Source organism: Streptomyces sp. NBC_01275 (assembly GCF_026340655.1).
In the GTDB taxonomy this organism is placed as follows: domain Bacteria; phylum Actinomycetota; class Actinomycetes; order Streptomycetales; family Streptomycetaceae; genus Streptomyces.
Genome location: NZ_JAPEOZ010000001.1, coordinates 4,548,550 through 4,570,946, shown reverse-complemented (window position 1 = coordinate 4,570,946; position 22,397 = coordinate 4,548,550). Strand labels below are relative to the sequence as shown.

The following is a 22,397-nucleotide window of genomic DNA, read 5'->3' as shown; positions in this document are numbered from 1 at the left end:
AGAGCGCGGTGCGGCCCGTCTCACGCTCTTGGAGAGGGTCTTCGTGACTCGTCATGCCTTCGTACGTCTGCGTCTCGTCGCCGCCTCCGCCGTGCTGGCGGCCGGCCTGAGCCCCCTGCTGCCGTCGACCGCGGTCGCGGACGGGGCGCAGGAGACGGTGGTGCCGGCGGCGCTGCGCACCACGTACACCTCGGGTTCCGTCTACGGCGGCTCGTCCTACGACGGGCACGACGGCGCCGGCGCGCAGGGCGTGTTCCACAGCCTGGAGGGCTCCGGGCTGGTCTGGACGCGGTACGCGGACGGCACGTCCGTCAAGGTGGTCCACCCGACGGGCTACGCCAGTTACGCGACGGCCGGCGGCGACGTCCTCGCGTACCGCTACGCCGACGGCCGGGTCGACCTGTGGAACGCGTCCGACGACACCACGCGCACGATCCGGACTCCCGAGGGGCTGACGTTCCTCACCGCCTACGGCGATCTGGGGGTCGCCTTCCGGTCGGTGAAGGACGACAGCGGGACGACGGTCCAGCGGGAGATGCACCTGCTGCTCCCGGAGGCCGACGGCTCCACACGTGACGTGCCGGTGACCGGAGTGCCCGAGGGGTACATCCTCGGCCAGCCCAAGGGCGGGGACGCCGACGGGCTGCTGTTCCAGGCCGGACAGGCGGGCGGGCCGTATGCGTCGGTCATGGTCGACCGGCGGACGGGGCAGGTGCAGGGCTGGACCCCGCCGCGCTCCAAGGTCCTTCCCCGGGCGCAGGTCACCGCCGACCACGTGGTCCTCTTCGACGTCGGCGACCCGACGGTCCAGGTGTTCTCCCGCTCCGACCTGTCCGCCGCCCCGGTCGAGGTCGCGCTGGACGGCGGCGGCACGAACCCGGCGCAGAACCTCGCCGTGGTCGGCGACTGGCTGGTCACCCGGCCCGGTACGGCGGTGATCGCCAAGCCCATCGCGGGCGGCCCTTCGAAGACCCTGCTGCCCGCGTCGAACGTCGACGTCTCCGCCGTCTCCGACGGCAGCGCCGTGGCCGTCGGCCGTACCGCGGCCGCCCAGGACGACTGGGGCGTCCAGCGCATCCGGCCGGGCGCCGACGGCAGCCCGGCCGTCACCCTGGTCAAGGCGCTGCCGAAACCGCCGTACAAGATCCAGGGGCTCTCCCTGGACCAGGGCAGGCTCGTCGTCGCCGATCGCAGTCATGCCGGTTTCCGCGATACCTACGGGCGGACCGTCGCCGCGACCGGGACGCCGACGTTCGGGGAGCGCTCGTCGTACGACGGGACGGACACGCTGCTGGACTCCTGCTCGGCGACGGACGTCGGCTGTTCCCAGCTGTTCGGCACGGCCGGCGGGCCGACCGTCTGGCTGGAGCGCGAATCGGAGCAGTACGACCGGATCAGGGTCAACGGGCCCGACCCGTACGACTTCTGGGAGGTCACCGTTCCCGCCGGGGGACGGGTCACCGACGTGTCCGGCGGGTACGTGCTCTACACGACGTCCGCCCAGCAGTACGTCTACAGGATCGACAGCGGCACGCCGGTCGTCACCCGCACGCCGGGCCCCGCCGCCCTCTCCGGCGACGTCCTGTGGACCGCGGGCGCGGCCCCGGGCACGGTCACCGCGTACGACCTGACGACGAAGAAGACCGTCGAGACCCTCACCACCGACGCCGGCTGCTCGCCCACCGAACTCCAGGCGCTGGGCCGCTGGCTCTACTGGAACTGCGGCGACCAGGCCGGGGTGTACGACCGTACGGCGAAGAAGTCCGTGCCCGTACCGGCCGACGAGGCCAAGCTCGGCGACGGGTACGTGGTCACTCACGACAAGCGGGCCGGGAAGCTGACGCTCACGACGGTCGCCGACGGCACGGCCGTGAGCCGGGTGATCGGCGAACTGCCGGACACCGGGGTCTCGCAGCGGGACGTGCGCTGGACGGTCGACGAGTCGGGCGCGAACGCGGCCTATGTGGACGCCGAGGAGCAGGTGCACCTCGTTCCGTCGGGGGTGGCCCAGCAGCCGTTGCGACTGTTGGAGACCCCGCGGATCTCCGACCAGATCTGGGCGGACGCGAGCAACAGCGCCCTGCTGACCGACAACGGGATTCTGCTGTCGAAGCCGGCTGCGAGCTGGCAGCTCACCATCCGCGACAAGACGACCGGCAAGGTCGTCGCCGGCAGGAGCGGCGGCCCGGTACGCGGCGGGCTTCCGCGGCCGGAATGGAACGGAACCACCGGCTCCGGCTACGCCCCCAACGGCCTGTACGACTGGACGATCTCGGTGACGCCCGCCGACGGCGTCGGCGCCCCCCTGACGGTGAAGGGCACGGTCCGGCTCCACCAGGGCGGCGCGGTGCACCACGACTACCTCGGGACCCCGAGCTTGTTGCCGGACGGTGTCGGCGATCTGGTCACCGTCGACTCCGACAGCAGGCTGAACTTCCATCAGGGCACGGGCAGCGGCACGTTCTCCAGGAAGGTCGGGGGCTGGGGCTGGGGGACGAAGATCACGCCGGTGCCCGTCGGCGACCTGAACGGGGACCGCTGCAACGACCTGTTGCTGCGGATGGGCGACGGGTCCCTGCGCCTGTACAAGCCGGGATGCGTCGTCACGTCCACCCAGTGGACGTCGTACACGTCGCTGGGCACCGGCTGGAACCAGTACGACGTCCTGACCGCGCCCGGCGACGTCACCAAGGACGGCCGCCCCGACCTGATCGCCCGCAACGCGAAGACCGGCACGGTGTACCTCTACAAGGGCACGAGCACGGGCAGGCTGGCGGCGCGGGTGAAGCTGTACGCCGACTGGAAGACCTACAAGAAGGTCGTCGGGGCCGGTGACCTCAACGGGGACGGCGTCGGCGACCTGGTGGCGCAGGACAAGGCCGACAACCTGTACCGGTACTACGGGACGGGCAAGGGCACGTTCGGTGCACGGGTGAAGGTGGCCGCGGGCTGGGGCGGGACGTACAACGCGGTCGTCGGCGCGGGGGACGTCACCGGGGACGGGAAGGCGGACCTGGTGGCGCGGGACACGGCGGGGGTTCTGTACCGGCTGCCCGGCAACGGCAAGGGGGGCTTCGGCGCGCGGGTGAAGATCGCCGGCGGCTGGCAGGGCTACAAGGGGATCTTCTAGGCGAGGGGCCTTCTGGCCGAGAGGATCTTCTGACCGAGGGATCTTCTGACCGAGGGATCTTCTGGCTGCGGGATCGCTGGCCGCGATTTTCGGCCAAGTTGTGACGTGTGTCACGCCCCCGGCAAGGGAATTGCTGGGGGCATGACAGATGACGCCAGAGTGGCCGGGCCGACTGGACTGTCGGACGAAGAGCGGCTGGCCCAACTCGGTTACACACAGGTTCTCGCCCGCCGCATGTCGGCGTTCTCCAACTACGCGGTCTCCTTCACCATCATCTCGGTCCTGTCCGGCTGCCTGACCCTGTACCTCTTCGGCATGAACACGGGCGGCCCGGCCGTGATCGTGTGGGGCTGGGTCGCGGTCGGCCTGATGACGCTGTTCGTCGGTCTGTCCATGGCCGAGATCTGTTCGGCGTACCCGACCTCGGCGGGCCTGTACTTCTGGGCGCACCGCCTGGCGCCCTCGCGCTCGGCGGCGGCCTGGGCCTGGTTCACGGGCTGGTTCAACGTCCTGGGCCAGGTGGCCGTGACGGCCGGCATCGACTTCGGAGCGGCGTCCTTCCTGGGCGCGTACCTGAACCTCCAGTTCGACTTCGAGGTCACCCCCGGCCGAACGGTCCTGCTCTTCGCCGCGATCCTCCTCCTGCACGGCCTGCTGAACACCTTCGGCGTCCGCATCGTCGCGCTGCTGAACAGCGTGAGCGTGTGGTGGCACGTGCTGGGCGTGGCGGTGATCGTCGGAGCGCTGACCTTCGTCCCCGACCACCATCAGTCGACGTCCTTCGTGTTCACGGAGTTCGTGAACAACACCGGCTGGGGGAGCGGGGTGTACGTGGTGCTGCTGGGCCTGCTGATGGCCCAGTACACCTTCACCGGCTACGACGCCTCCGCCCACATGACCGAGGAGACCCACGACGCGTCCACGGCCGGCCCGAAAGGCATCGTCCAGTCGATCTGGACCTCCTGGATAGCCGGCTTCGTCCTCCTCCTCGGCTTCACCTACGCCATCCAGTCCTACGACGGCGCACTCGACTCCCCGACCGGCGCGCCGCCCGCCCAGATCCTCCTCGACGCCCTGGGCGCGACCGCCGGCAAGCTGCTCCTGCTGGTGGTCATCGGCGCCCAGCTGTTCTGCGGGATGGCGTCGGTGACCGCCAACAGCCGCATGATCTACGCCTTCTCGCGCGACGGCGCCCTCCCGTACTCCCACGTCTGGCACACCGTCAGCCGGCGCACCCGCACCCCGGTCGCGGCGGTCTGGCTGGCGGCGGGCGGCGCGCTGGTACTGGGCCTGCCGTACCTGATCAACGTCACCGCGTACGCGGCGGTGACCTCCATCGCCGTGATCGGCCTCTACATCGCCTACGTCATCCCGACCCTGCTGCGGATCCGCAAGGGCGAGGCCTTCGAACGGGGGCCGTGGCACCTGGGCCGCTGGTCGAAGGCGATCGGCGTGGTGTCGGTGGCATGGGTCGCCGCCATCACGGTCCTCTTCATGCTCCCCCAGGTCTCCCCGGTCACCTGGGAGACCTTCAACTACGCCCCGGTCGCCGTCCTCGTCGTCCTGGGCTTCGCGGGCGGCTGGTGGCTGCTCTCGGCCCGCGAGTGGTTCCTCAACCCGAACCACGAACGCACGGCGGCACGGGAGGCGGCACGCGTCGAGAAGACCGTGTAGCGGGACCGGAAAGCCGCGGACACGGCCGTGTCTCCGATACCCGATCGGAGACACGGCCGTGTCCCGCTATGCTCGGGGAGGCAACATCGCCTGGGCCCTTAGCTCAATTGGCAGAGCAGTGGACTTTTAATCCATTGGTTGTGGGTTCGAGTCCCACAGGGCCTACGAGGTCGTTCCTCTCCGGAGGGCCTTGACCTGCAGTTTTACGGTGCCCCGGTCGTCTTCGGACGGCCGGGGCACCGCTGTGTCCGGCCCCATGCGTGAGCGGTTGTACCGGCGGAGCTCTTGCCGTGTGGCGTGCCTGCTACCGGTTGGCCGCGAGGAAGTCCTCCAGGATCTCGACGAACCGCGCCGGCTGCTCCTCGGCCGGGTAATGGCCGCAGTCGTCGAGGACGACCCCCGTGACGTCGTCGGCCGCCAGCCGCATCGTCTGGGCGGCGTTCGCGCCGCTCCACAGCGCGCCGCCGACGGCGAGCACCGGCAGCGTCAGCCGGGTCTTGCTGCGCTGCTCGTTCTGCGCGATCGTCTCGTCCAGCGCCCGGTAGTACGCGAAGCTCGCCCGCAGCGCGCGAGGATCCGCGGCGATCGCGTCGACGTAGACGTCGACGGCGTACGCGGGGATCGCGGTCCGCGTGGCGGCCTTGGTGGCGAACTGCCAGCCGAAGAAGAGTTGTTCCCGTCCCCGGACCAGTTCCTCGTTGAGGTCGGTGAGCCGGTTGAAGCCGAACTGCCAGAGCTTCAGGTTGACCGCGGCCGGGCCGAAGAACGGCGGGGACGGCGTGAGACCGGGGATCACCGCTTCGAGGACGGCGAGCCGGCCCACCCGCTCGGGGTGATCGGCGGCGAGGGCGTAGCCGGTCCACGTACCGATGTCGTGGCCGACCACGTCGAACCGGTCGTGCCCGAGCGCGGCCATCAACGCGACCAGATCGGCGGCCAGCGTGCCGGCGTCGTACCCGTCGTCGGGCTTGTCGGAGAGCCCGGCGCCGCGCGAGTCGACGGCGACGACGGTGTGCTCACGGGCGAGCGCGGGCATCACTTCCCGCCAGGCGTACCAGGTCTGGGGCCACCCGCCGATCAGCAGCAGCGCCGGGCCGTCCCCACCGGTGACCGTGTGCAGCCGCAGCCCGTTCACCTCCACGAGCCGGCTGGTGAATAAGTCGAGGAATCCGTCAGGCAGTCGCAGCGAACGCAAGCTCGTCATGCCGGCGACTCTACCCATCTTTGAACGATCGGTACAAGATGTGTAGGCTGACGGACCATGGCAGGCCGCAAGCAATTCGACGTGGACGAGGCGCTACGACGTGCGATGCACGTCTTCTGGCGCTGGGGTTATTCGGAGGCCTCGATCGATCGCCTGACCGAGGGCACGGGCCTGGGCCGGGGCTCGCTCTACGGCACCTTCGGCGACAAGAGCGCCCTCTTCCGGAAAAGCCTCCAACGGTACGCGCAGACTTACCACCCGCTGTACGAGCAGGCGCTGTCCGGCCCCCACCCGAGCCCGAGCGCCGTTGTGGCCGCCTACCTGCAGGTCGCCCTGAACCGCATCGCCGACCCGACGGTCCCGGACGGCTGCCTGCTCACGGTGTCGGCAACGCAGTTCCCGGCCCTCGACGCGGAGGGCCGGGCGATGGTTCGCGCCATGATCGACGGTCTGCGGGCGAGGCTGGAGCAGGCGCTGCTGGCGGCGGGGGCCGGTGAGCAGGAGGCGGCAGAGCTGGCGTTGTGCACGCTGGCGACGAACAAATCCCTGGCGGTGCTGAGCCGCGCCGGCTTCTCGGGCGAAGACCTGGCAACCGTCGCGGCAGCCGCCGCCAAGAATGCCAAGGCTGTGCCGAATCGACCGGTCGAACCGTCAGGGCCGCGATAGGCGGGAACGACTCCGCCGCCAATGGATCTGCAGGGACCTTGGGGCAGCCGGCGGCTCGGCAGGAAGCGACTCGGCCCAGCCCCCTCCTCGGCCCTGTCGCGAAGACGTACCGGCACCGAATCCATTAGATGGAACCGCGGGACAGATCATCTGACCTGCGGTTTCTTTTATGCCCGGATCGATTCGAACATCATCATGTTCATTCACTCACCTACATGGTAGAAATGCCGTCATGGGTGTAGCCAACCGTCTCGACCTGACCCTCCGGCTGGTCCAGGGCCAGCCGCCCGGGGAGCGGGTCTCCGTCGCCGAACTCGCGCAGCGGCTGGGGGTTTCGGAGATGACCGTGCGCAGGGATCTGGACGTGCTGGAGCGGCAGGGGCTGGTGCGGCGGGTGCACGGTGGGGCCGTTGCCGCGCGGGCTCGGGAGGAGGGCGGGGGGTTCGAGGCCCGGAAGGGGTGGCAGACGGCGACGAAGGACCGGCTCGGGGCCGCCGTCGCCGGGCTGGTCGAGCCGGGGTCGCGCGTGCTGCTCGACGCCGGGACCACCACCGTGCACGTGGCGGAGCAACTCGCCGCGCAGGCCCCGCTGACCGTGGCCGTGCTCAGTCTTCAGGCGGCGGTGCGGCTGGCCGACCGGCCCGGGATCGAACTGCTGGTCGTCGGCGGCCGCTCCCGTCCCGGCGAGCGGTCCTTCGTCGGGCCGTTGGCCCTGCGCACCCTCGACTCCCTGGCCTTCGACGTGTTCGTGATGTCGATCGGCGGGGTGCACGCGGTGCACGGCTGGTCGGAGTTCTCCCTCGACGACGCGGCCGTCAAGCAGGCGGGCCTCGCCCAGGCCGCCCGCACGATCGCGGTGGCCGACGCGACCAAGCTGGGCGTACGCGCCTTCAGTCAGGTCGCTCCCCTCGACGCCGCGCACGCCTTCGTCACCGACGCCGCGGCGGCCGACCCCGTCACCCATCCCGGCGGCCCGCCGACCCTGGACGCCCTGCGCGAGGCGGGCGTCGAGATCCATCTGGCCCCGTGAGGGCCCCGTGAAGGCCGGTCAAGGCCCGTCAAGGCCCCGTCAGGGCCCGGGCCCTGTGAGCCTTGTGAGCCTTGTGAGGAGCACCCCATGCCCCAGTCCCCGCTGATGATCCTGGTAGCCGGCCCGTACCGTTCCGGCACCGGCGACGACCCCGCGAAGCTCGCGGCCAACGTACGCGCCATGAACGAGGCCGCCCTCGCCCTGTACCGCGCCGGGCATCTGCCCGTCACCGGCGAGGCGCTCGCGCTGCCCCTGCTGGAGGCGGCCGGCAGCACCGCCCCGGGCGACCCGCTCTTCGACGAACTCTTCCACCCCGTCGCCGAACGCCTGCTCGACCGCTGCGACGCGGTCCTGCGCATCGGGGGCCCGTCCCAGGGCGCGGACCGCATGATCGCCCGGGCCCACGCTCTGGGCAAGAAGACCTACGGCGACCTCGCCGACGTACCTCGACCGGCCGACGTACACGACACTTCGGGCGGCCGCCGATGACCGACGACCTCGAAACCGCGCCCCGTCCCGGCATCGACGTCCCCGACCCCCGCGGCCGCACCGGCCTCGACCGTCAGGGGCGCGACCTGACCGGCAATCCGCGCGTCCGCGTCCAGGAGGTGGAGGTGCTCGCCTGCGACTGGTCCGTCCTGCGGCGCACCACCTTCGACTACCGGCACAGCGACGGCCACTGGAGCCGCGAGCGGCGCGAGACCTACGACCGGGGCGACGGCGCGACGATCCTGCTCTACGACCCCGACCGGCGCACGGTCCTGCTGACCCGTCAGTTCCGGCTGCCCGCGTACGTCAACGGGCACCCCGACGGGATGCTGCTGGAGACCGCCGCCGGTCTCCTGGACGGGGACGATCCACGGGAGGCGATCCGCCGTGAGGCCGCCGAGGAGACCGGACGCGCCGTCCACGAGGTCGAGCATGTCTTCGACGTGTACATGAGCCCCGGCTCGGTCACCGAACGCCTCAGCTTCTTCGCCGCCCCCTACGACGCCTCGGCCCCCGGCGTCGACACGGCGGGCGTGGCGGCCGAGGGCGAGGACATCGCCGTGGTCGAACTCCCCTTCGCCGAGGCCCTCGACCTCGTCCGCACGGGAGCGATCGCCGACGCCAAGGCCATCATGCTGCTCCAGTGGGCCGCCCTCGACGGTCCCTTCCGGGACTCCATCCGGGACTCCTCCCAGGGCCACTCCCCGTCGGGCCGGATCAGCTGACGCTGAGCTCCGTGAGGTCCGCCAGCGGCAGCGTGTGCTGGGTCTGCAGGACCTTCGCGCGCAGGTAGCGGACGTTGTGCGGGGTCGTGAAGACGCCCGTCGGGACCCGGTCGTGGACGTCCGTGCCCAGTCCCCTCAACTGCTCCGCCTTGTCGGGGTTGTTGGACAGCAGGTCCAGCTCGGTGATGCCGAGGGCGCGCAGCATCTGGGCGGCGGCGGTGTAGTCCCGGCCGTCCTCCGGCAGCCCGAGGGCGGCGTTCGCCTCGTAGGTGTCCAGGCCCTGGTCCTGGAGGGCGTACGCGTCGAGCTTGTTGTAGAGGCCGATGCCGCGGCCCTCCTGACGGAGGTAGAGCAGGACGCCGCCCGTCTCGGCTATCCGCTCGACCGCCTCGCGCAGCTGGGGTCCGCAGTCGCAGCGCGCGGAGCCGAAGACGTCCCCGGTCAGGCACTCGGAGTGCAGCCGGACCAGCGGGACGGCGCCGGGGGCCGGTTCGCCGAGGACGACGGCGACATGCTCGAGGCCGTCGGCCAGACCGTGGAAGGTGACGAGTTCGGCGTCGACGGAGTATCCGTCGGGGAAGCGCAGCGGTACGCGGACGCGGGCGCGCTGGGTGGCGGCGGCGGGGGTGTCGGGCATGCGGGTCTCCCGGGTCCGGTGAAACAAAGAACGAAGAACGAAGAACAGAGAACTAACGGCAAGAGGCAAGCAGCGAAGAACAAGCGACAAGCGACAAGCGACAAGCGACAAGCGACAAGCGACAAGGAGCAAAACGAGCATCTGCTTCAGATTTGAAGCAGGCCCTCGCTTCGAGACCCTACCCATGTTTTAAATTTGAAGCAACTGGATTGCGACCCAGATCACGAACAGGACGACGACGGCGGCGACGACCGCCTCCGCCACGGCACGTCGTCGTCCGCCGGCCGCGTCCCGTCCTCCTCCAGCGCCCGAGCGATGCCCGTGCAGATCTCCTCCAGCTGCCCCACCTGCTCCTCGTTCAGGTGAGCGAACAGCGAGTCCCGCACGGTCTCGACATGGCCCGGGGCGGTCCGTTCCAGTACGGCCATCCCCTCGTCGGTCAGGACGGCGACGCTGCCCCGCTTGTCCCACCGGCAGTTCTCCCGCCGGACCAGCCCGTCCTTCTCCAGCCGCGTCACCGCGTACGTCAGTCGACTGCGGGTGATCTTCGTCCGCTCGGCCAGGTCGGTCATACGCAGCTGACGCTCCGGCGTCTCGGAGAGATTGGCGAGGATGGAGTAGTACAGGTGGGGCATGCCGGCGTCCTGCTGGAGCTGTCGGTCGATCGCGTCCTCCAGGAGGTGCGTCGCGGCGATGTACGCGCGCCAGGCGCGCTGCTCCTCGGGGGTGAGCCAGCGGGTCGTCATGCCACCCAGTGTAGGTTTGTTTCAAACTTGAACCAAGACCCTGCCGTCGTTCCTGGAGAGCCGCGCCGATGTCGTACCCGTACCTGTACCCGTACGTCCTGCTGTCCGCCGCCGTCTCCCTCGACGGCTACCTCGACGACACCTCCCCCGAGCGCCTGCTGCTCTCCAGCCCCGCCGACTTCGACCGGGTCGACGAGGTGCGGGCCGGCGTCGACGCGATCCTCGTCGGCGCCGGCACCATCCGCGCCGACAACCCCCGGCTGCTGGTGAACTCCCCCGAGCGGCGCACCGTACGGGTGGCGGCCGGGAAGGCGGAGTACCCCCTGAAGGTCACCGTCAGCGGCTCCGGCGACCTCGACCCGGCGGCGAAGTTCTGGCACACGGGCGGCGAGAAGGTCGTGTACACGACCGAGAAGGGCGCGGTCCGGGCCCGGTCGCTGGGGCTCGCCGCCGATGTCGTCCCCCTCGGCCCCGAACTGGACTGGCGGCGGCTCCTCGAGCACCTCCACGCCGAGCGCGGCGTACGCCGGCTCATGGTCGAGGGCGGCGGAACCATCCACACCCAATTGCTCCAGCAGGGCCTCGCCGACGAACTCCAGCTCGTCCTCGCCCCGCTCCTCGTGGGCGACCCGGACGCGCCCCGCCTCTTCGGCCCGGGCGGCTACCAGGGCGGACGCCTGCGCCTGACCGAGACCCGGCGGATCGAGGACGTGGTCCTCATGCGCTACGAGCCCACCGCCCCCGGCGCCGGCCCGCTCCCCTCCGCGGCCGACCGCCGCTGGCTGGCCCTGGCCTGCGATCTCGCGGCCGAGTGTCCTCCCTCGCGGACCGCCTTCAGCGTCGGCGCGGTGATCGTGGCCGCCGACGGCACGGAGCTGGCGCGCGGCCACTCCCGGGAGGCCGGCGACCCGGTCGTGCACGCCGAGGAGGCCGCCCTCGCCAAGCTCGACCCCGCCGACCCCCGGCTGCCCGGCGCCACCGTCTACAGCAGCCTGGAGCCCTGCGCGCACCGCTCCTCCCGCCCCACCCCCTGCGCCCGTCTCATCCTCGACGCGGGCGTGCGCCGGGTCGTCACGGCCTGGCGGGAGCCCAACACCTTCGTCACGGAGGCGGACGGCACCGGGCTCCTCGCGGCCGAGGGCGTCGACGTCGTCGTACTCCCGGAATACGAGGAGCGGGCGCAGGTGGCGAACCTGCACCTGAGCGGGTGATACAGTTAAGTCAACAACGACGCGGGGTGGAGCAGCTCGGTAGCTCGCTGGGCTCATAACCCAGAGGTCGCAGGTTCAAATCCTGTCCCCGCTACTGAAGGCCGAGGGCCGGAATCCGAAAGGGTTCCGGCCCTCGGTTTGTTTGCCTTCCTCATGTCGTCACCCCTCGTGACCGCTCGACCGCCCTGCGCATAACAGCTGAGTCACCATCAAAACGCGTGTGACTGCTGAAGCGTTCCCGAGGTGAGGTCAACTCGCCCGTTTTTCACCGGTCATGGCCTGAAAGTCCAGGCCATGAATGTTGTTGATCAAGGGGAACAGCTTGGAAACCCACCCCTAGGTCTATTAACGTTCGATAACGCAGCGCGGTCGTCCCAGCCGACACAAGAGTCGGCTCCGTGCGCACTGCCGAATCCCGCAAGGGAACCGGGGAACCACCACCTTGGGGTGAATCTCGCGGAAGCCGCCGTGTGGCAACGGCCGGTATACGCGCGTAGGAGACCTTCCCGCTCCGAACCCGTCAGCTAACCCGGTAGGCGACGGAAGGAAAGGAGTACGCCCGCGTGGCGTCCAACCCGCCTGCCCCAGAAGCCCCGTTCGTGCCGGGCCAGCGTTCCCCCGAGACCTTCGGCTTCGGCACCTACCGCACCGACGAGGGCCCCTGGGAGGAATGGAACCCCACCGCGGAGTCCGTTCGCCCGGTACGCGGCAAGCACCGCGTCGCCAAGCAGCGCGGCGGCGGGTTCGCCCGCAGCTCCACCGTCCTCGGCGTCGGCGTCATAGCCGCCGTCAGCGCGGGCGGCATGGCCAGCGCCAACACCGGCAAGGCGCCGGTCTCCATCTCCATGCCCGACCTCCCCTCGGTGGGCGGCCTTCTCACGGAGGACGACGCCCCCCCGGAGCCCGCGCCCGCCCTCAGCAGCTTCGGCACCGAGTCCGACGACACCGCCCAGGGCGGCGCCGCCGACGCCGGCGAGGCGCTGCGCAGCCGGATCATGGCGCAGGCCGAGTCGCAGCAGACGCAGATCGAGGCGAAGGCCAAGGTCGCCGCCGCCAAGGCAGAGGCCGCCGCGACCGCCAAGGCCGAGAAGGAAGCCAAGGCCAAGGCCGCGGCCGCGAAGGAGAAGGCGGAAGCGGAGGCCAAGAAGAAGGCCGAGGCCGCGCGCCTGGCCGAGCTGGCCAAGCAGTACACGCTGCCGACCTCCTCGTACACCATCACCTCGACCTTCGGTCAGGCCGGCTCGCTCTGGTCGTCCGGGTACCACACCGGCCTCGACTTCGCCGCGCCCACGGGCACCCTCATCAAGGCCGTCCACAGCGGGACCGTCACCGAGGCGGGCTGGGCCGGTTCCTACGGCTACCGCACCATCCTGACTCTGGACGACGGAACCGAGCTGTGGTTCTGCCACCAGTCGTCGATCAGCGTCAGTGTCGGCCAGAAGGTCGGCACGGGCGACGTCATCGGCCGCGTCGGCGCCACCGGGAACGTCACCGGCGCCCACCTCCACCTCGAGGTCCACCCGAACGGCAGCGCCGACGGCATCGACCCCATGTCCTGGCTGCGGAGCAAGGGCCTCAACCCCTGACCCGTAAGGGTCTCCCCCGCCCGTTGGAACCCCGGCAGCCCTGACGACACCCCCCCGACGTCAGGGCTGCCGGTTCCGTCTGCCGGTCCCCTCGTGCTGTTCACACGTTCTTCGTACAGTGCACGGAATGGGCCTCTCCGGCACGGCGTTGATCCAAAGCATGACTTCTCTTCGCCAGCTCGGCTCCTCCGACCTCAAGGTCTTCCCGCTCTCCCTCGGCGGCAACGTCTTCGGCTGGACCGCCGACGAGGCCGCCTCCCTCGCCGTCCTCGACGCCTACGCGGACGCCGGCGGCAACTTCATCGACACCGCCGACTCCTACTCGGCGTGGATCGAGGGCCATCAGGGCGGTGAGTCCGAGACCGTCATCGGCAAGTGGATCAAGGCGCGCGGCAACCGCGACGACATCGTGATCGCCACCAAGGTCAGCCAGCACCCCGAGTTCCCGGGCCTGACCGCCGCGAACATCAAGGCCGCCGCCGACGCATCCCTGCGTCGCCTGGACACCGACCGCATCGACCTCTACTACACCCACTTCGACAAGCCCGAGGTCCCGGTCGAGGAGATCGTCGGCGCGCTGGACGACCTGGTGAAGGCGGGCAAGGTGCGGCACATCGCGGCCTCCAACATCTCCCCGGAGCGGCTGCGGGCGTCCCTGGAGTTCTCCGACCGCGAGGGCCTGGCCCGCTACGTCGCCCTCCAGCCCCACTACAACCTGGTCTCACGCGACACCTACGAGGGCGAGCTGCAGGACCTCGCCGCCGCCTCCGGCCTCGCCGCCGTCCCGTACTACGCGCTGGCCTCCGGCTTCCTCACCGGCAAGTACCGGCCCGGTACGACGGTGGAGAGCCCGCGGGCCTCCGGCGCGGCCAAGCACCTCGACTCCGAGCGGGGCCAGAAGGTCCTCACCGCCCTGGACGAGATCGCCCAGGCCCACGACACCCAGGTCGCCACGGTGGCCCTGGCCTGGCTCGCGGCCCAGCCGACGATCGCCGCGCCGATCGCGTCCGCCCGTACGGTCGAGCAGCTGCCGGCGCTGCTGGGCGTGGCGGAGCTGGAGCTGACGCAGGCCGAACTCGAGAAGTTGACGGAGGCGTCGGCGTAGCGGTCCGTACGACCAGCTGCATCCCCTACGACTGGTAGGGGTTGTAGCTGGGGTGCTGCGCCGCCGGATATCCGTACCCGTACCCGTACCCGTACCCGTAGCCGTACCCGTAGCCCTGTCCGGGGCCAGGGCCGGGTCCCTGCGCCGGGTCGTGCACCCCGTGCGGCCCAGGAGCCCCGTGCATCCCGTGCGGTCCAGGAGCCCCGTGCATCCCGTGCGTCCCGTACACCGCCCCGTACACCGGCCAGGGCGTCGCCGGCACAGCCACCCGTACCGGTGGAGCCGTCATCCACGCTGCATGGTCCAGCGCGGGCCGCGCCAGCTCCCTGCGGCGCCACAGCTCGTTCAGCAACTCCCGTTCCCGTACGACGAAGTCGGCGTCGGCCCGCCCCTGTCGCCCGCGGTGCCGCAGAAACGCCAGGGAGGTCGCGTACGCCTCGTACTGCGCCACCGCCTGCGCCGCCGGCCGGCCCAGGCGCTGCTGGGCGTACTCGCGGGCCAGCCGCCGTGCCCGCATCGAGCCCAGCGCGTACGGCTCGGCCGGGCTGAGCCAGCCGGCGGCCGTGTAGGCGGGCAGCTCCTCGCGCACGGTGCGCAGCTCACGTTGGCGCGTCCACACCACCAGCCAGGTCAGCAGCCCGAACGCGGGCACCATGAACGCCCCGTACACCGCGAAGAACCCGAACTCGCCGAACGTCGAGGAGCCGTTCCACAGGGCGTGCATGCCCATCGCCAGGAGCAGCCCGGACAGCGGGAGCAGGACGTGCCGCAGGCGCAGGCGGTTCCCGGAGAGCGCGGCGACGCCGAAGCCGATGCCGGTCAGGACCGTGAACAGGGGGTGCGCGAACGGCGACATGATCACGCGGACGAAGAAGGTCGCGGCGGTGACGGAGGCGATGCCGCTGTCGCCGGAGAGCTGGTCGGTGCCGAAGGCGGTGCCGAGGTAGAGGATGTTCTCGGTGAACGCGAAGCCGGTCGCGGTGACCCCCGCTATCACCACGCCGTCGACGATCCCGGTGAAGTCCCGCCTGCGGAAGAGGAACACGAGCAGCACGGCGGCGGCCTTGGCGGACTCCTCGACGATCGGCGCTATGACGGTCGCCCCCAGGGTGTCCGCGCTGGACGGGTCGGCGGTCGCCGTCGCTATCCAGCGCGTCGCGAAGCTGTTGGCGACGATCGCGATCAGCGCGGCCGCGCACGCGCCCCAGGCGAAGGCGAACACCAGGTTCCGCCAGGGCCCGGGCTCGACCCGGTCGAGCCACCGGAAGGCGGCTATGAGCAGCGGAACCGGCAGCACGGCGAGCCCGAGACCGACCAGGAACCCTTCCGTGCCGGTCTGTTCGCGCACCAGCGCGAGGATGACGAGACCGGACAGCGAGAGCAGGGTGATGAGCGCCCCGTACCGCACCCAGCTGCGCTGCCACCAGTGCGCGTGCCGCAGCGCCGCCGCCCCTGGCGGGCCGCCGGGGTGCGGGGGGTACGGCGGAAACGGGGGACTGATGGCCACGGCATCGACCCTAACGAGGGAGAGGACTGTGGTGGAGGGCTGTGGGCTGTGGGTGGAGGGCTGTGGGTGGAAGGCTGGGGGGAGGGTCCGGGGGAGGGCCCGGGGGAGGAGGACGGTCGGTCAGCGATCCCCGTGCTGTACGCGACGGAACAACAGGTCGTTCACCACATGACCCTTGTCCAGCCCCTGTCCCTCGAAACGGGTCAGCGGCCGGAAGTCGGGCCGGGGCGCGAAGCCACCGTCGACCTGCGTGTTCTCGAAGTCGGGGTGCGCGGTGAGCACCTCCAGCATCTGCTGCGCATACGGCTCCCAGTCGGTCGCGCAGTGCACGATCGCACCCGGTCTCAGTCGCGTCGCGGCGAGGTCGAGGAACTCCGGCTGGATGAGGCGCCGCTTGTGGTGGCGCTTCTTGGGCCACGGGTCCGGGAAATAGACGCGCAGTCCGTCGAGCGAGTCCGCCGGCAGCATCTCCCGCAGCAGGATGATCGCGTCGCCGTTGGCGACCCGGACGTTGGTCAGTCCGGTGCGGTCGGCGAGGTTGAGCAGATTGCCCTGGCCCGGGGTGTGCACGTCCACGGCGACGAGGTTGGTGTCCGGGTCGGCGGCGGCCATCTGAGCGGTGGCCTCCCCCATCCCGAACCCGATCTCCAGCACCACGGGACGGCTGTTCCCGAAGAGCTCGGCGAGGTCGACGCGGTGCCCGTCGATGTCGAGCCCCCACTGCGCCCACAGCCGCTGCAAGGCGTCGGCCTGCCCTGCGGTCACCCGGCTGCGCCGCGGCTGAAAACTTCTGATCCGCCGCTCGAAGTGCGACCCGGCGGGATCCGCATGGGGCCCGTCGGGGAAGCGGGGCTCCCCCTTGGCGCGGGTATGCCGAACGGACTCGCCCGGGTGGTGCGGCCCGCCGGGGGCGGGCTCGGAGACGTCAGAGGCGTTCACAGAACTCACGGAACTCACGGAATCAGACACAGTGGGATCGATTTTACGGGGCGGCTCGCCGACGCCACAGAAAGGCCTACGACGGCGTAGCAGGACGGGCCCCGTCACACCGCCCCCAGCACCCCCAGCGCCCTGCGCGCCACCTCCCGCCCGATCGGCAGCGAGGCCGTCGCCGCCGGGGAAGGAGCGTTCAGGACGTGCACAGCCCGCGCCCCTTCGCGTATCAGGAAGTCGTCCACCAGCGCCCCGTCGCGCAGCACCGCCTGCGCCCGCACTCCGGCCGGGGCCCGCACCAGGTCGCGTTCCTCCACCGCGGGCAGCAGTCTGCGCACGGCGTCCAGGAACGCGCCCTTCGACACCGATCTCCGCAGCTCCCCGACCCCGTACCGCCAGTGCTGCCGTCCCATCCGCCACACCCCGGGCCACGCCGCCGTCGCCGCCGCCTCCCGCGGCCGTACGACGCCCCAGCCGTACCCCTCGCGGGCCAGGGCCGGCACCGCGTTGGGCCCGATGTGCACGCCTCCGTCGATCCCCCTGGTCAGATGCACGCCGAGGAACGGGAACGCCGGATCGGGCACCGGATACACCAGTCCCCGCACCAGCTCCGGCCGCGCCAGCTCGTAGTACTCCCCGCGGAACGGCACGATCCGCACCCCGGGCTCGTCGCCCGTCAGCCGGGCGACCTCGTCGCAGTACAACCCGGCGCAGTTCACCAGCACCCGCGCCCGTACGACGTCCCCGCGCGCGGTGAGCACGGCCGCGCCCCGCTCGGGCCGCCGGTCGACCCGTACGACCTGGGCGCCGTAGCGGATCTCCGCCCCGGACGCCTCGCCCAGCCGCCGGGCGACCGCCGTGTAGTCGCAGATCCCCGTGGTGCGCACCCGGATGGCGGCGAGGCCCCGGACCTCCGGCTCGTACTCCGCGATCTGGGCGGCGCCCAGCTCCCGGACCGGTATCCCGTTCTCCCTGCCGCGCTGGACGAGCGCGTGCAGCCGGGGCAGCTCCGCGCGGTCCGTGGCGACGATCAGCTTGCCGGTGACGGTGTGCGGGATGTCGTACTCCGCGCAGAACTTCGTCATCTCGGCGGCGCCCCGTACCGCGTACCGCGCCTTCAGCGAACCCGGCCGGTAGTAGATCCCGCTGTGGATGACCCCGCTGTTGCGCCCCGTCTGGTGCCGGGCCAGGCCCGGTTCCTTCTCCAGCACCGTCACCCGTGTACCCGGCGCGGCGCGCGTGATCGCATACGCCGTCGACAGCCCGACGATCCCCCCGCCGATCACGAGCACATCACAGTCGTACCCGGCCGTCCGCACCTGCACCACCTCCCGGCTTCGATAGTGCACTGCGCCACTGACAACGCCTTCAAACCCGGGGAGGGTCGGCCGACGCGGCAAAGGCGCCCTTACGCGGGGGCCGGCGGGCGGTGGCCCCTACGCAGGGGCCATGAGTAAGGGCCGGGCACGCTCACGGAGCTCCACCACCCGCGGCTCGTCGCCGTACGGCTCCAGCCGGTGCAGAAGATCCTTCACGTACTCGGTGGTCCGGGCGGACGAGATGCGCCCGGCGACCTCCACCGCCCGCACCCCCTGCTCGCACGCCGCGTCGAGGTTCCCCGACTCCAGCTCGGCGACCGCCGAGACGACGAGCCGCAGCCCGTGCGACCGCACGAACTCCTCCGTCGGCTTCGACAGCGCCTGCTCGGTGAACCTCCGCACCTGACGGGGCGCCTTCAGATCGCGATAGCACTCGGCCGCGTCGGCGGCGAACCGGTCGTAGGAGTAGAACCCGAGCCAAGACGGATCGCTGTCGCCGTCGCGCGAGCGCTCCAGCCAGCCCTCCGCCGCCTTCAGGGCCGCACCGGCGGCATGCGCGTCGCCCGCGCGGGCGTGCGCGCGTGCCTCGACGAGCCGGAAGAAGCTCATCGTGCGGGCCGTGGCCAGTCCGCGGTTGCGCTCCAGGGCGGCCTGCGCGAGGTCGACGCCCTCGTCGCCGAAACCGCGGTAGGTCGCCTGGAGGGACATCGACGCCAGCACATACCCGCCGAGGGGTACGTCCGCCGCCGCGCGGGCCAGCCGCAGCGCCTGGATGTAGTAGCGCTGCGCGGCCTCCTGCTGCCCGGTGTCGAAGGCCATCCAGCCCGCCAGGCGGGTCAGTTCGGCGCTCGCCCCGAACAGCGCCCTGCCGACTTCGTCGGAGTACGCGCCGAGCAGCAGCGGCGCCGCCTCCACCCGCAGACACTCCGGCACCATGGACGAACGCCAGTCGCCGCCTCCGTACTTGGAGTCCCAGCGCCTGGCGTCCTCGGCGGCCTCCCGCAGCTTCTGCACATCGCTGTGGCCGACTTTGAGCGGTGCGCCGGACCCCTCCAGGAAGTGGACCTCGCGCGCCACCGAACTGTCGGCCGGGGTTATCAGCCAGCGCGAGGCGGGCGTTGCGTATGCGCTTACTGCGAACGATCCGGCCAACGACTGCCAGATGCCCCCGGAACCGGCCCGGCGGCCGGCGAGGTCGAGGCGGTACAGGTCCGTGGCCGAGCGCACGGCCTGGCCGACGTCCCTGGGGAAGGCGAGGCCCACCTCGGGTGCGGGATCCGCGTCCGCCAGGCCGATCTCGTGGAGCGGCACCGGGCGGCCGAGCTTCTGGCCGATGGCGGCCGCGATGAGGTGCGGCGCGGCGCCCTGCGGCACCATGCCCTTCGACACCCAGCGCGCCACCGACGTCTTGTCGTAGCGAAGAGTCAACCCGCGTTGAGCGCCAAGGTCGTTGACACGTCGTGCGAGTCCTGCGTTGCTGATTCCCGCGAGGGCGAGAACGGTGCCGAGTTTTTCGTTCGGCCCGCGTTGCTCCCTGGACATTGCGCCACCCCTCGACACAGACGGCTGCCGCGCTGGCATAACCACGCGGCATTCGTAAACCCAGCGTAGTTCGCCGCATCCCAAGCGTTAAGGGGCATTCTTCCGGATGGCGGGATTGTGGTCCGTACGCGAGTACGGCCGTCCGTACGGTGCGTCGCCGCGTGCTCCCGCTGTGTGGCCGTGCGCCCGTGCGTGCGCTCTTCTCCGGCCACCGCGGGAGCGGTTCCATGGGCCGTGCGTGGGTCGGCCCGCTGTACTGGATCCAGTGGGCTGGGGGACACCGCCGCCTTCATCCCCGCGGGCGGCGGAACGGTCCGGGAGGCGGACTCCGCCTCCCGGACTGGCGCGACCCGCCGAGAGCGCGCGGGTGTGCGCGGAGTGTGCACGGAGCGTGTGCGAGCCTGTGTCAACACCGGGCAGTCGTGCAGGATTTGGCTGAAAATCGCCCCTGTGTTCGTCGGGGGAGAACGCCTCCCACCATGGAAATCGAGGGCGTGCAGGGCGTTTTGGGGGAGCGTACCGGGGGCGCATTCACGTCGCAGACACCGGGGTGCGCGCGGTCGCCCGAGCCGGGTCCGACGCCCTCACGCGGGCGCACTCCGAGGATCGCAGGCGGCTCCGCCTCCCTCTGGGGCGCGTTCTTCGTGGCAGCATGGTGAACCGTTCGTACGGTGCACTGGTTGTCCACGGCATGTGGAGGCGTCGATGCGGTGGTTGGTGGGATGGAGCAGCACCGCCGCGGGCGCGCTGAGCGGATCAGGCGGCTACGACGGTCGGTTCGACGGCAGACTCGACGGCCGGCTCGACGGTCATGAGGCCTACGGCGGCCACGGCGGACACATCGGCCTCGACGGCGAGACCCTGCATCCGGTCGGCTCCCAACTCCTGTGGGGCGACCCCGATCCCCTGTGGGCGGTGGGCGACTGGCGCCCCGACGAGGTGCGCACGGTGAAGGCCGACGCCCAGAGCCGGATCGCCGTCCTCGGCACCTGCGGGGCCACCGACGAGCAGCTGCGCGTCGGACTGTTCGCCGCGCGCGGAGGGGCACTTCGGCATCTGACCGCCTGGTCGGGCAGCTACACCGCGATCGTCCAGGTCGGCCGACGCATCACCGTCTGCGGCGACCTGGCGGGCGCACGCCCGGTGTTCCACACCCCCTGGGCCGGCGGCACGGCGTACGCGACGGCCGCGCTGCCGCTCGCCGACCTCATCGAGGCCAACCTCGACTTCGGCCACCTCGCGGCCCTCCTCGCCGCCCCCGACGTACCGGCCGCCCTGCAGGACTCCACCCCGTACGACGGCGTGCGGCGCGTTCCGCCCGGGCATGCGCTGATCCTGCGCGCCGGGGCGCGCGAGATCGCCGGGTACGAGCAGGTCGCCTCCCTCGCCGTGGCGGCGCCCACCGCCGACCCCGACAGCGCGGTCGACGCCGTGCGCGACGCCCTCGTCGAGGCGGTACGCGCGCGTCTGTCCGCGCCCCGGCACGTCCCCGACATCGACCCGGGCCCGGTGCCCGGCATGGGCCCCGCCGAACGGCGTGCCGCGCGCGGGATGCCGGTTCCGGGCATCGGCGCCGACCTCTCCGGCGGCCCGGCCTCCGGAACGCTGGCGCTGCTGGCGGCGGGCCTGCCCGGCATGCCCGGCACGGTCCTGGGCCACGGCACGGGCGCGGGGGAGCGGCTGCTGGCCGTCACCTTCAACGACCTGACCGTGCGCGGCCGCGAGGAGGAGGTGGAACGGGCCGTCGCCCTCGCGGCCAACCCGCGCCTGCACCACGTCGTCGTGGCCGGCGGCGAGGAGACCCTGCCGTACGCCGACCTGGACGGCCCGCTCACCGACGAACCCGGCCCCAGCCTGGTGGCGGCCGCCCGGCACCGCGCGCGCCTCGCAGCGGGCAGCGCGGACCACTTCACGGGCTACGGCGCCCGCCAGGTCCTCGACGCCCACCCGGCCCGCCTGGCCGACCTGCTGATGGACCGCAAACGACGGCACCTGGTCCGACCCGTCGCCGCCCTCACCAAGGCCGACGGCTCCGTCCTCGTCCCCGCGCGTGTGTACGGCGCGGCCCGTCGGCTGGCCCGCACCCCGTACCGGACGGGCGTCGACGGCCTGGCCGAACGGCTCCTGCAGCGCCGCTTCGACGACCCCGGAAGCGCCGTGGGAGCCTCGCTGGCGGCGCTGACCTGGGGCGGGCCGGGCCCCGCGGCGCGCTGGCTGACGGGGGAGGCGCTGGCTGAAGTATCGGTTCGCCTACAGGGTGCGGCGCTCCGCAACGGAGTGGGCCCCGGCCAGCGTCCGGGCGACCACCGCGCGCGTGCCGCCCTCACCCGGCACGCCGCCGACCTGCGCATCCTGGAACAGGCCGTCGAGATCCGCTCCCAGCGGCTGCACGCACCGTTCCTCGACAACCAGGTGGTCCGCGCCTGCCGCGCCCTCCCCGAGACCCTGCGCGTGCAACCGGGGGCGCGCGCCGCGATCCTGCGCACCGTCCTGAAGGACTCCGGCGTGACCGACCTCCCGCCCGGCTGGGGCGCCCCCTCCCAGGCCTCCGCCAACGCGGCGACCCGCGCGGGACTCCGCCTGGCCACGGACCCCCTCCTGACCCTCTTCGACGCACCCCTCCTGGCGGAGGCGGGCCTGATCGAGGCCAGAGTCGTCCGCAAGGCCCTGCGCGCCGCGGCCGCGGGCGAACCCCTCCCCCTGGACGGCCTCGCCGACCTGATCTCCCTGGAGCTGTGGCTGCGCCGCCTCCTCTCCCGCCGAGGCACCTGCTGGACGGGCACCCCGGCACGCGCACGTGCGGTACCGGCGGGAATCGCCCCACAGAGACGGGCGGTGTCCTCCGGAGGGTGAGGGACCGAACTGGACGGGCAAGCACCACCCGACCGCCCAG

17 protein-coding genes, 2 tRNA genes and 1 riboswitch are annotated in these 22,397 nt (G+C 71.6%); of the genes, 12 read left to right on the top strand and 7 right to left on the bottom strand.

Annotated features, from left to right (window positions below; all coding sequences use genetic code 11):
- Nucleotides 1-43 precede the first annotated feature (43 nt).
- The 3 genes from OG562_RS20000 (at nucleotide 44) to OG562_RS19990 (ending at nucleotide 4,969) form a co-directional block, all read left to right on the top strand.
- The gene (locus OG562_RS20000; protein ID WP_266399667.1) at nucleotides 44-3,130 is read left to right on the top strand and encodes a VCBS repeat-containing protein; all 3,087 of its coding nucleotides are present in this window, start codon (nucleotides 44-46) and stop codon (nucleotides 3,128-3,130) included.
- A 141-nt stretch (nucleotides 3,131-3,271) separates the two neighbouring features.
- On the top strand, nucleotides 3,272-4,804 hold the full coding sequence (locus OG562_RS19995) for an amino acid permease (protein ID WP_266399664.1): 1,533 nt from the start codon (nucleotides 3,272-3,274) through the stop codon (nucleotides 4,802-4,804).
- 92 nt (nucleotides 4,805-4,896) lie between these two features.
- A tRNA-Lys gene (locus OG562_RS19990) sits at nucleotides 4,897-4,969 on the top strand.
- Nucleotides 4,970-5,108: 139 nt separating this feature from the next.
- Here the strand turns inward: OG562_RS19990 and OG562_RS19985 are convergent.
- Entirely contained in the window at nucleotides 5,109-6,008 is a 900-nt protein-coding gene (locus OG562_RS19985) for an alpha/beta fold hydrolase (RefSeq protein ID WP_266399661.1), read from the bottom strand.
- Nucleotides 6,009-6,065: 57 nt separating this feature from the next.
- Here OG562_RS19985 and OG562_RS19980 point away from each other — a divergent pair, with 57 nt between their 5' ends.
- The 4 genes from OG562_RS19980 to OG562_RS19965 all read left to right on the top strand — a co-directional run bounded on the left by OG562_RS19980 (nucleotide 6,066) and on the right by OG562_RS19965 (nucleotide 8,918).
- Nucleotides 6,066-6,674: a TetR/AcrR family transcriptional regulator gene (locus OG562_RS19980; RefSeq protein ID WP_266399660.1), complete on the top strand. Its 609-nt coding sequence runs from the start codon at nucleotides 6,066-6,068 to the stop codon at nucleotides 6,672-6,674.
- A gap of 232 nt (nucleotides 6,675-6,906) precedes the next feature.
- The gene (locus tag OG562_RS19975; protein ID WP_266399658.1) at nucleotides 6,907-7,704 is read left to right on the top strand and encodes a DeoR/GlpR family DNA-binding transcription regulator; all 798 of its coding nucleotides are present in this window, start codon (nucleotides 6,907-6,909) and stop codon (nucleotides 7,702-7,704) included.
- A gap of 87 nt (nucleotides 7,705-7,791) precedes the next feature.
- A complete protein-coding gene (locus OG562_RS19970; protein WP_266399655.1) occupies nucleotides 7,792-8,193 on the top strand; it encodes a DUF4406 domain-containing protein in 402 nt (133 codons plus the stop codon).
- Complete coding sequence (locus tag OG562_RS19965; protein ID WP_266399653.1) at nucleotides 8,190-8,918, top strand: NUDIX domain-containing protein; 729 nt, start codon at nucleotides 8,190-8,192, stop codon at nucleotides 8,916-8,918. Before OG562_RS19970 ends, OG562_RS19965 begins: the two co-directional genes overlap by 4 nt.
- On the opposite strand, the gene ribA is transcribed toward OG562_RS19965, so the two are convergent.
- Together ribA and OG562_RS19955 are read right to left on the bottom strand one after the other, a co-directional pair.
- Nucleotides 8,911-9,555, bottom strand: a complete 645-nt coding sequence (ribA, locus tag OG562_RS19960; protein ID WP_266399650.1) for a GTP cyclohydrolase II — start codon at nucleotides 9,553-9,555, stop codon at nucleotides 8,911-8,913. The two genes, OG562_RS19965 and ribA, sit on opposite strands and share 8 nt — an antisense overlap.
- 221 nt (nucleotides 9,556-9,776) lie before the next feature.
- Entirely contained in the window at nucleotides 9,777-10,301 is a 525-nt protein-coding gene (locus OG562_RS19955) for a MarR family winged helix-turn-helix transcriptional regulator (protein ID WP_266399647.1), read from the bottom strand.
- A gap of 68 nt (nucleotides 10,302-10,369) precedes the next feature.
- Between OG562_RS19955 and OG562_RS19950 the strand changes: the two genes are divergently transcribed.
- The 4 genes from OG562_RS19950 (at nucleotide 10,370) to OG562_RS19935 (ending at nucleotide 14,203) form a co-directional block, all read left to right on the top strand.
- Nucleotides 10,370-11,512 (top strand): dihydrofolate reductase family protein, encoded by a 1,143-nt coding sequence (locus OG562_RS19950; protein ID WP_266399644.1) that lies wholly within the window; start codon nucleotides 10,370-10,372, stop codon nucleotides 11,510-11,512.
- Between the two features lie 20 nt (nucleotides 11,513-11,532).
- Nucleotides 11,533-11,606: transfer RNA gene (locus tag OG562_RS19945), tRNA-Met, on the top strand.
- A gap of 302 nt (nucleotides 11,607-11,908) precedes the next feature.
- Nucleotides 11,909-12,068: riboswitch (cyclic di-AMP (ydaO/yuaA leader) on the top strand.
- Between the two features lie 7 nt (nucleotides 12,069-12,075).
- Entirely contained in the window at nucleotides 12,076-13,098 is a 1,023-nt protein-coding gene (locus tag OG562_RS19940) for a M23 family metallopeptidase (RefSeq protein WP_266399641.1), read from the top strand.
- 160 nt (nucleotides 13,099-13,258) lie between these two features.
- Nucleotides 13,259-14,203: an aldo/keto reductase gene (locus OG562_RS19935; protein ID WP_266399638.1), complete on the top strand. Its 945-nt coding sequence runs from the start codon at nucleotides 13,259-13,261 to the stop codon at nucleotides 14,201-14,203.
- 25 nt (nucleotides 14,204-14,228) lie between these two features.
- Here the strand turns inward: OG562_RS19935 and OG562_RS19930 are convergent, their stop codons facing one another.
- The 4 genes from OG562_RS19930 to OG562_RS19915 form a co-directional block, all read right to left on the bottom strand.
- The gene (locus OG562_RS19930; protein ID WP_266409411.1) at nucleotides 14,229-15,644 is read right to left on the bottom strand and encodes a PrsW family intramembrane metalloprotease; all 1,416 of its coding nucleotides are present in this window, start codon (nucleotides 15,642-15,644) and stop codon (nucleotides 14,229-14,231) included.
- Between the two features lie 186 nt (nucleotides 15,645-15,830).
- Complete coding sequence (trmB, locus tag OG562_RS19925) at nucleotides 15,831-16,649, bottom strand: tRNA (guanosine(46)-N7)-methyltransferase TrmB (RefSeq protein WP_266409408.1); 819 nt, start codon at nucleotides 16,647-16,649, stop codon at nucleotides 15,831-15,833.
- Between the two features lie 104 nt (nucleotides 16,650-16,753).
- A complete protein-coding gene (lhgO, locus tag OG562_RS19920; RefSeq protein WP_266409405.1) occupies nucleotides 16,754-17,971 on the bottom strand; it encodes an L-2-hydroxyglutarate oxidase in 1,218 nt (405 codons plus the stop codon).
- Nucleotides 17,972-18,079: 108 nt separating this feature from the next.
- Nucleotides 18,080-19,504: an MFS transporter gene (locus OG562_RS19915; RefSeq protein ID WP_266399636.1), complete on the bottom strand. Its 1,425-nt coding sequence runs from the start codon at nucleotides 19,502-19,504 to the stop codon at nucleotides 18,080-18,082.
- A 705-nt stretch (nucleotides 19,505-20,209) separates the two neighbouring features.
- On the opposite strand from OG562_RS19915, the gene OG562_RS19910 reads away from it, so the two are divergent.
- Nucleotides 20,210-22,357, top strand: coding sequence for an asparagine synthase-related protein (locus OG562_RS19910; RefSeq protein ID WP_266399634.1), 2,148 nt, complete (start codon nucleotides 20,210-20,212; stop codon nucleotides 22,355-22,357).
- Nucleotides 22,358-22,397 lie beyond the last annotated feature (40 nt).

Coding starts and splice junctions, on each gene's coding strand:
- ribA (WP_266399650.1), bottom strand. CDS start 9,555: ATGCCCGACACCCCCGCCGCCGCCACCCAGCGCGCCCGCGTCCGCGTA.
- OG562_RS19985 (WP_266399661.1), bottom strand. CDS start 6,008: ATGACGAGCTTGCGTTCGCTGCGACTGCCTGACGGATTCCTCGACTTA.
- OG562_RS19995 (WP_266399664.1), top strand. CDS start 3,272: ATGACAGATGACGCCAGAGTGGCCGGGCCGACTGGACTGTCGGACGAA.
- OG562_RS19965 (WP_266399653.1), top strand. CDS start 8,190: ATGACCGACGACCTCGAAACCGCGCCCCGTCCCGGCATCGACGTCCCC.
- OG562_RS19910 (WP_266399634.1), top strand. CDS start 20,210: ATGCGGTGGTTGGTGGGATGGAGCAGCACCGCCGCGGGCGCGCTGAGC.
- OG562_RS19970 (WP_266399655.1), top strand. CDS start 7,792: ATGCCCCAGTCCCCGCTGATGATCCTGGTAGCCGGCCCGTACCGTTCC.
- OG562_RS19935 (WP_266399638.1), top strand. CDS start 13,259: ATGACTTCTCTTCGCCAGCTCGGCTCCTCCGACCTCAAGGTCTTCCCG.
- OG562_RS19980 (WP_266399660.1), top strand. CDS start 6,066: ATGGCAGGCCGCAAGCAATTCGACGTGGACGAGGCGCTACGACGTGCG.
- OG562_RS19975 (WP_266399658.1), top strand. CDS start 6,907: ATGGGTGTAGCCAACCGTCTCGACCTGACCCTCCGGCTGGTCCAGGGC.
- OG562_RS19950 (WP_266399644.1), top strand. CDS start 10,370: ATGTCGTACCCGTACCTGTACCCGTACGTCCTGCTGTCCGCCGCCGTC.
- OG562_RS19955 (WP_266399647.1), bottom strand. CDS start 10,301: ATGACGACCCGCTGGCTCACCCCCGAGGAGCAGCGCGCCTGGCGCGCG.
- OG562_RS19915 (WP_266399636.1), bottom strand. CDS start 19,504: ATGTCCAGGGAGCAACGCGGGCCGAACGAAAAACTCGGCACCGTTCTC.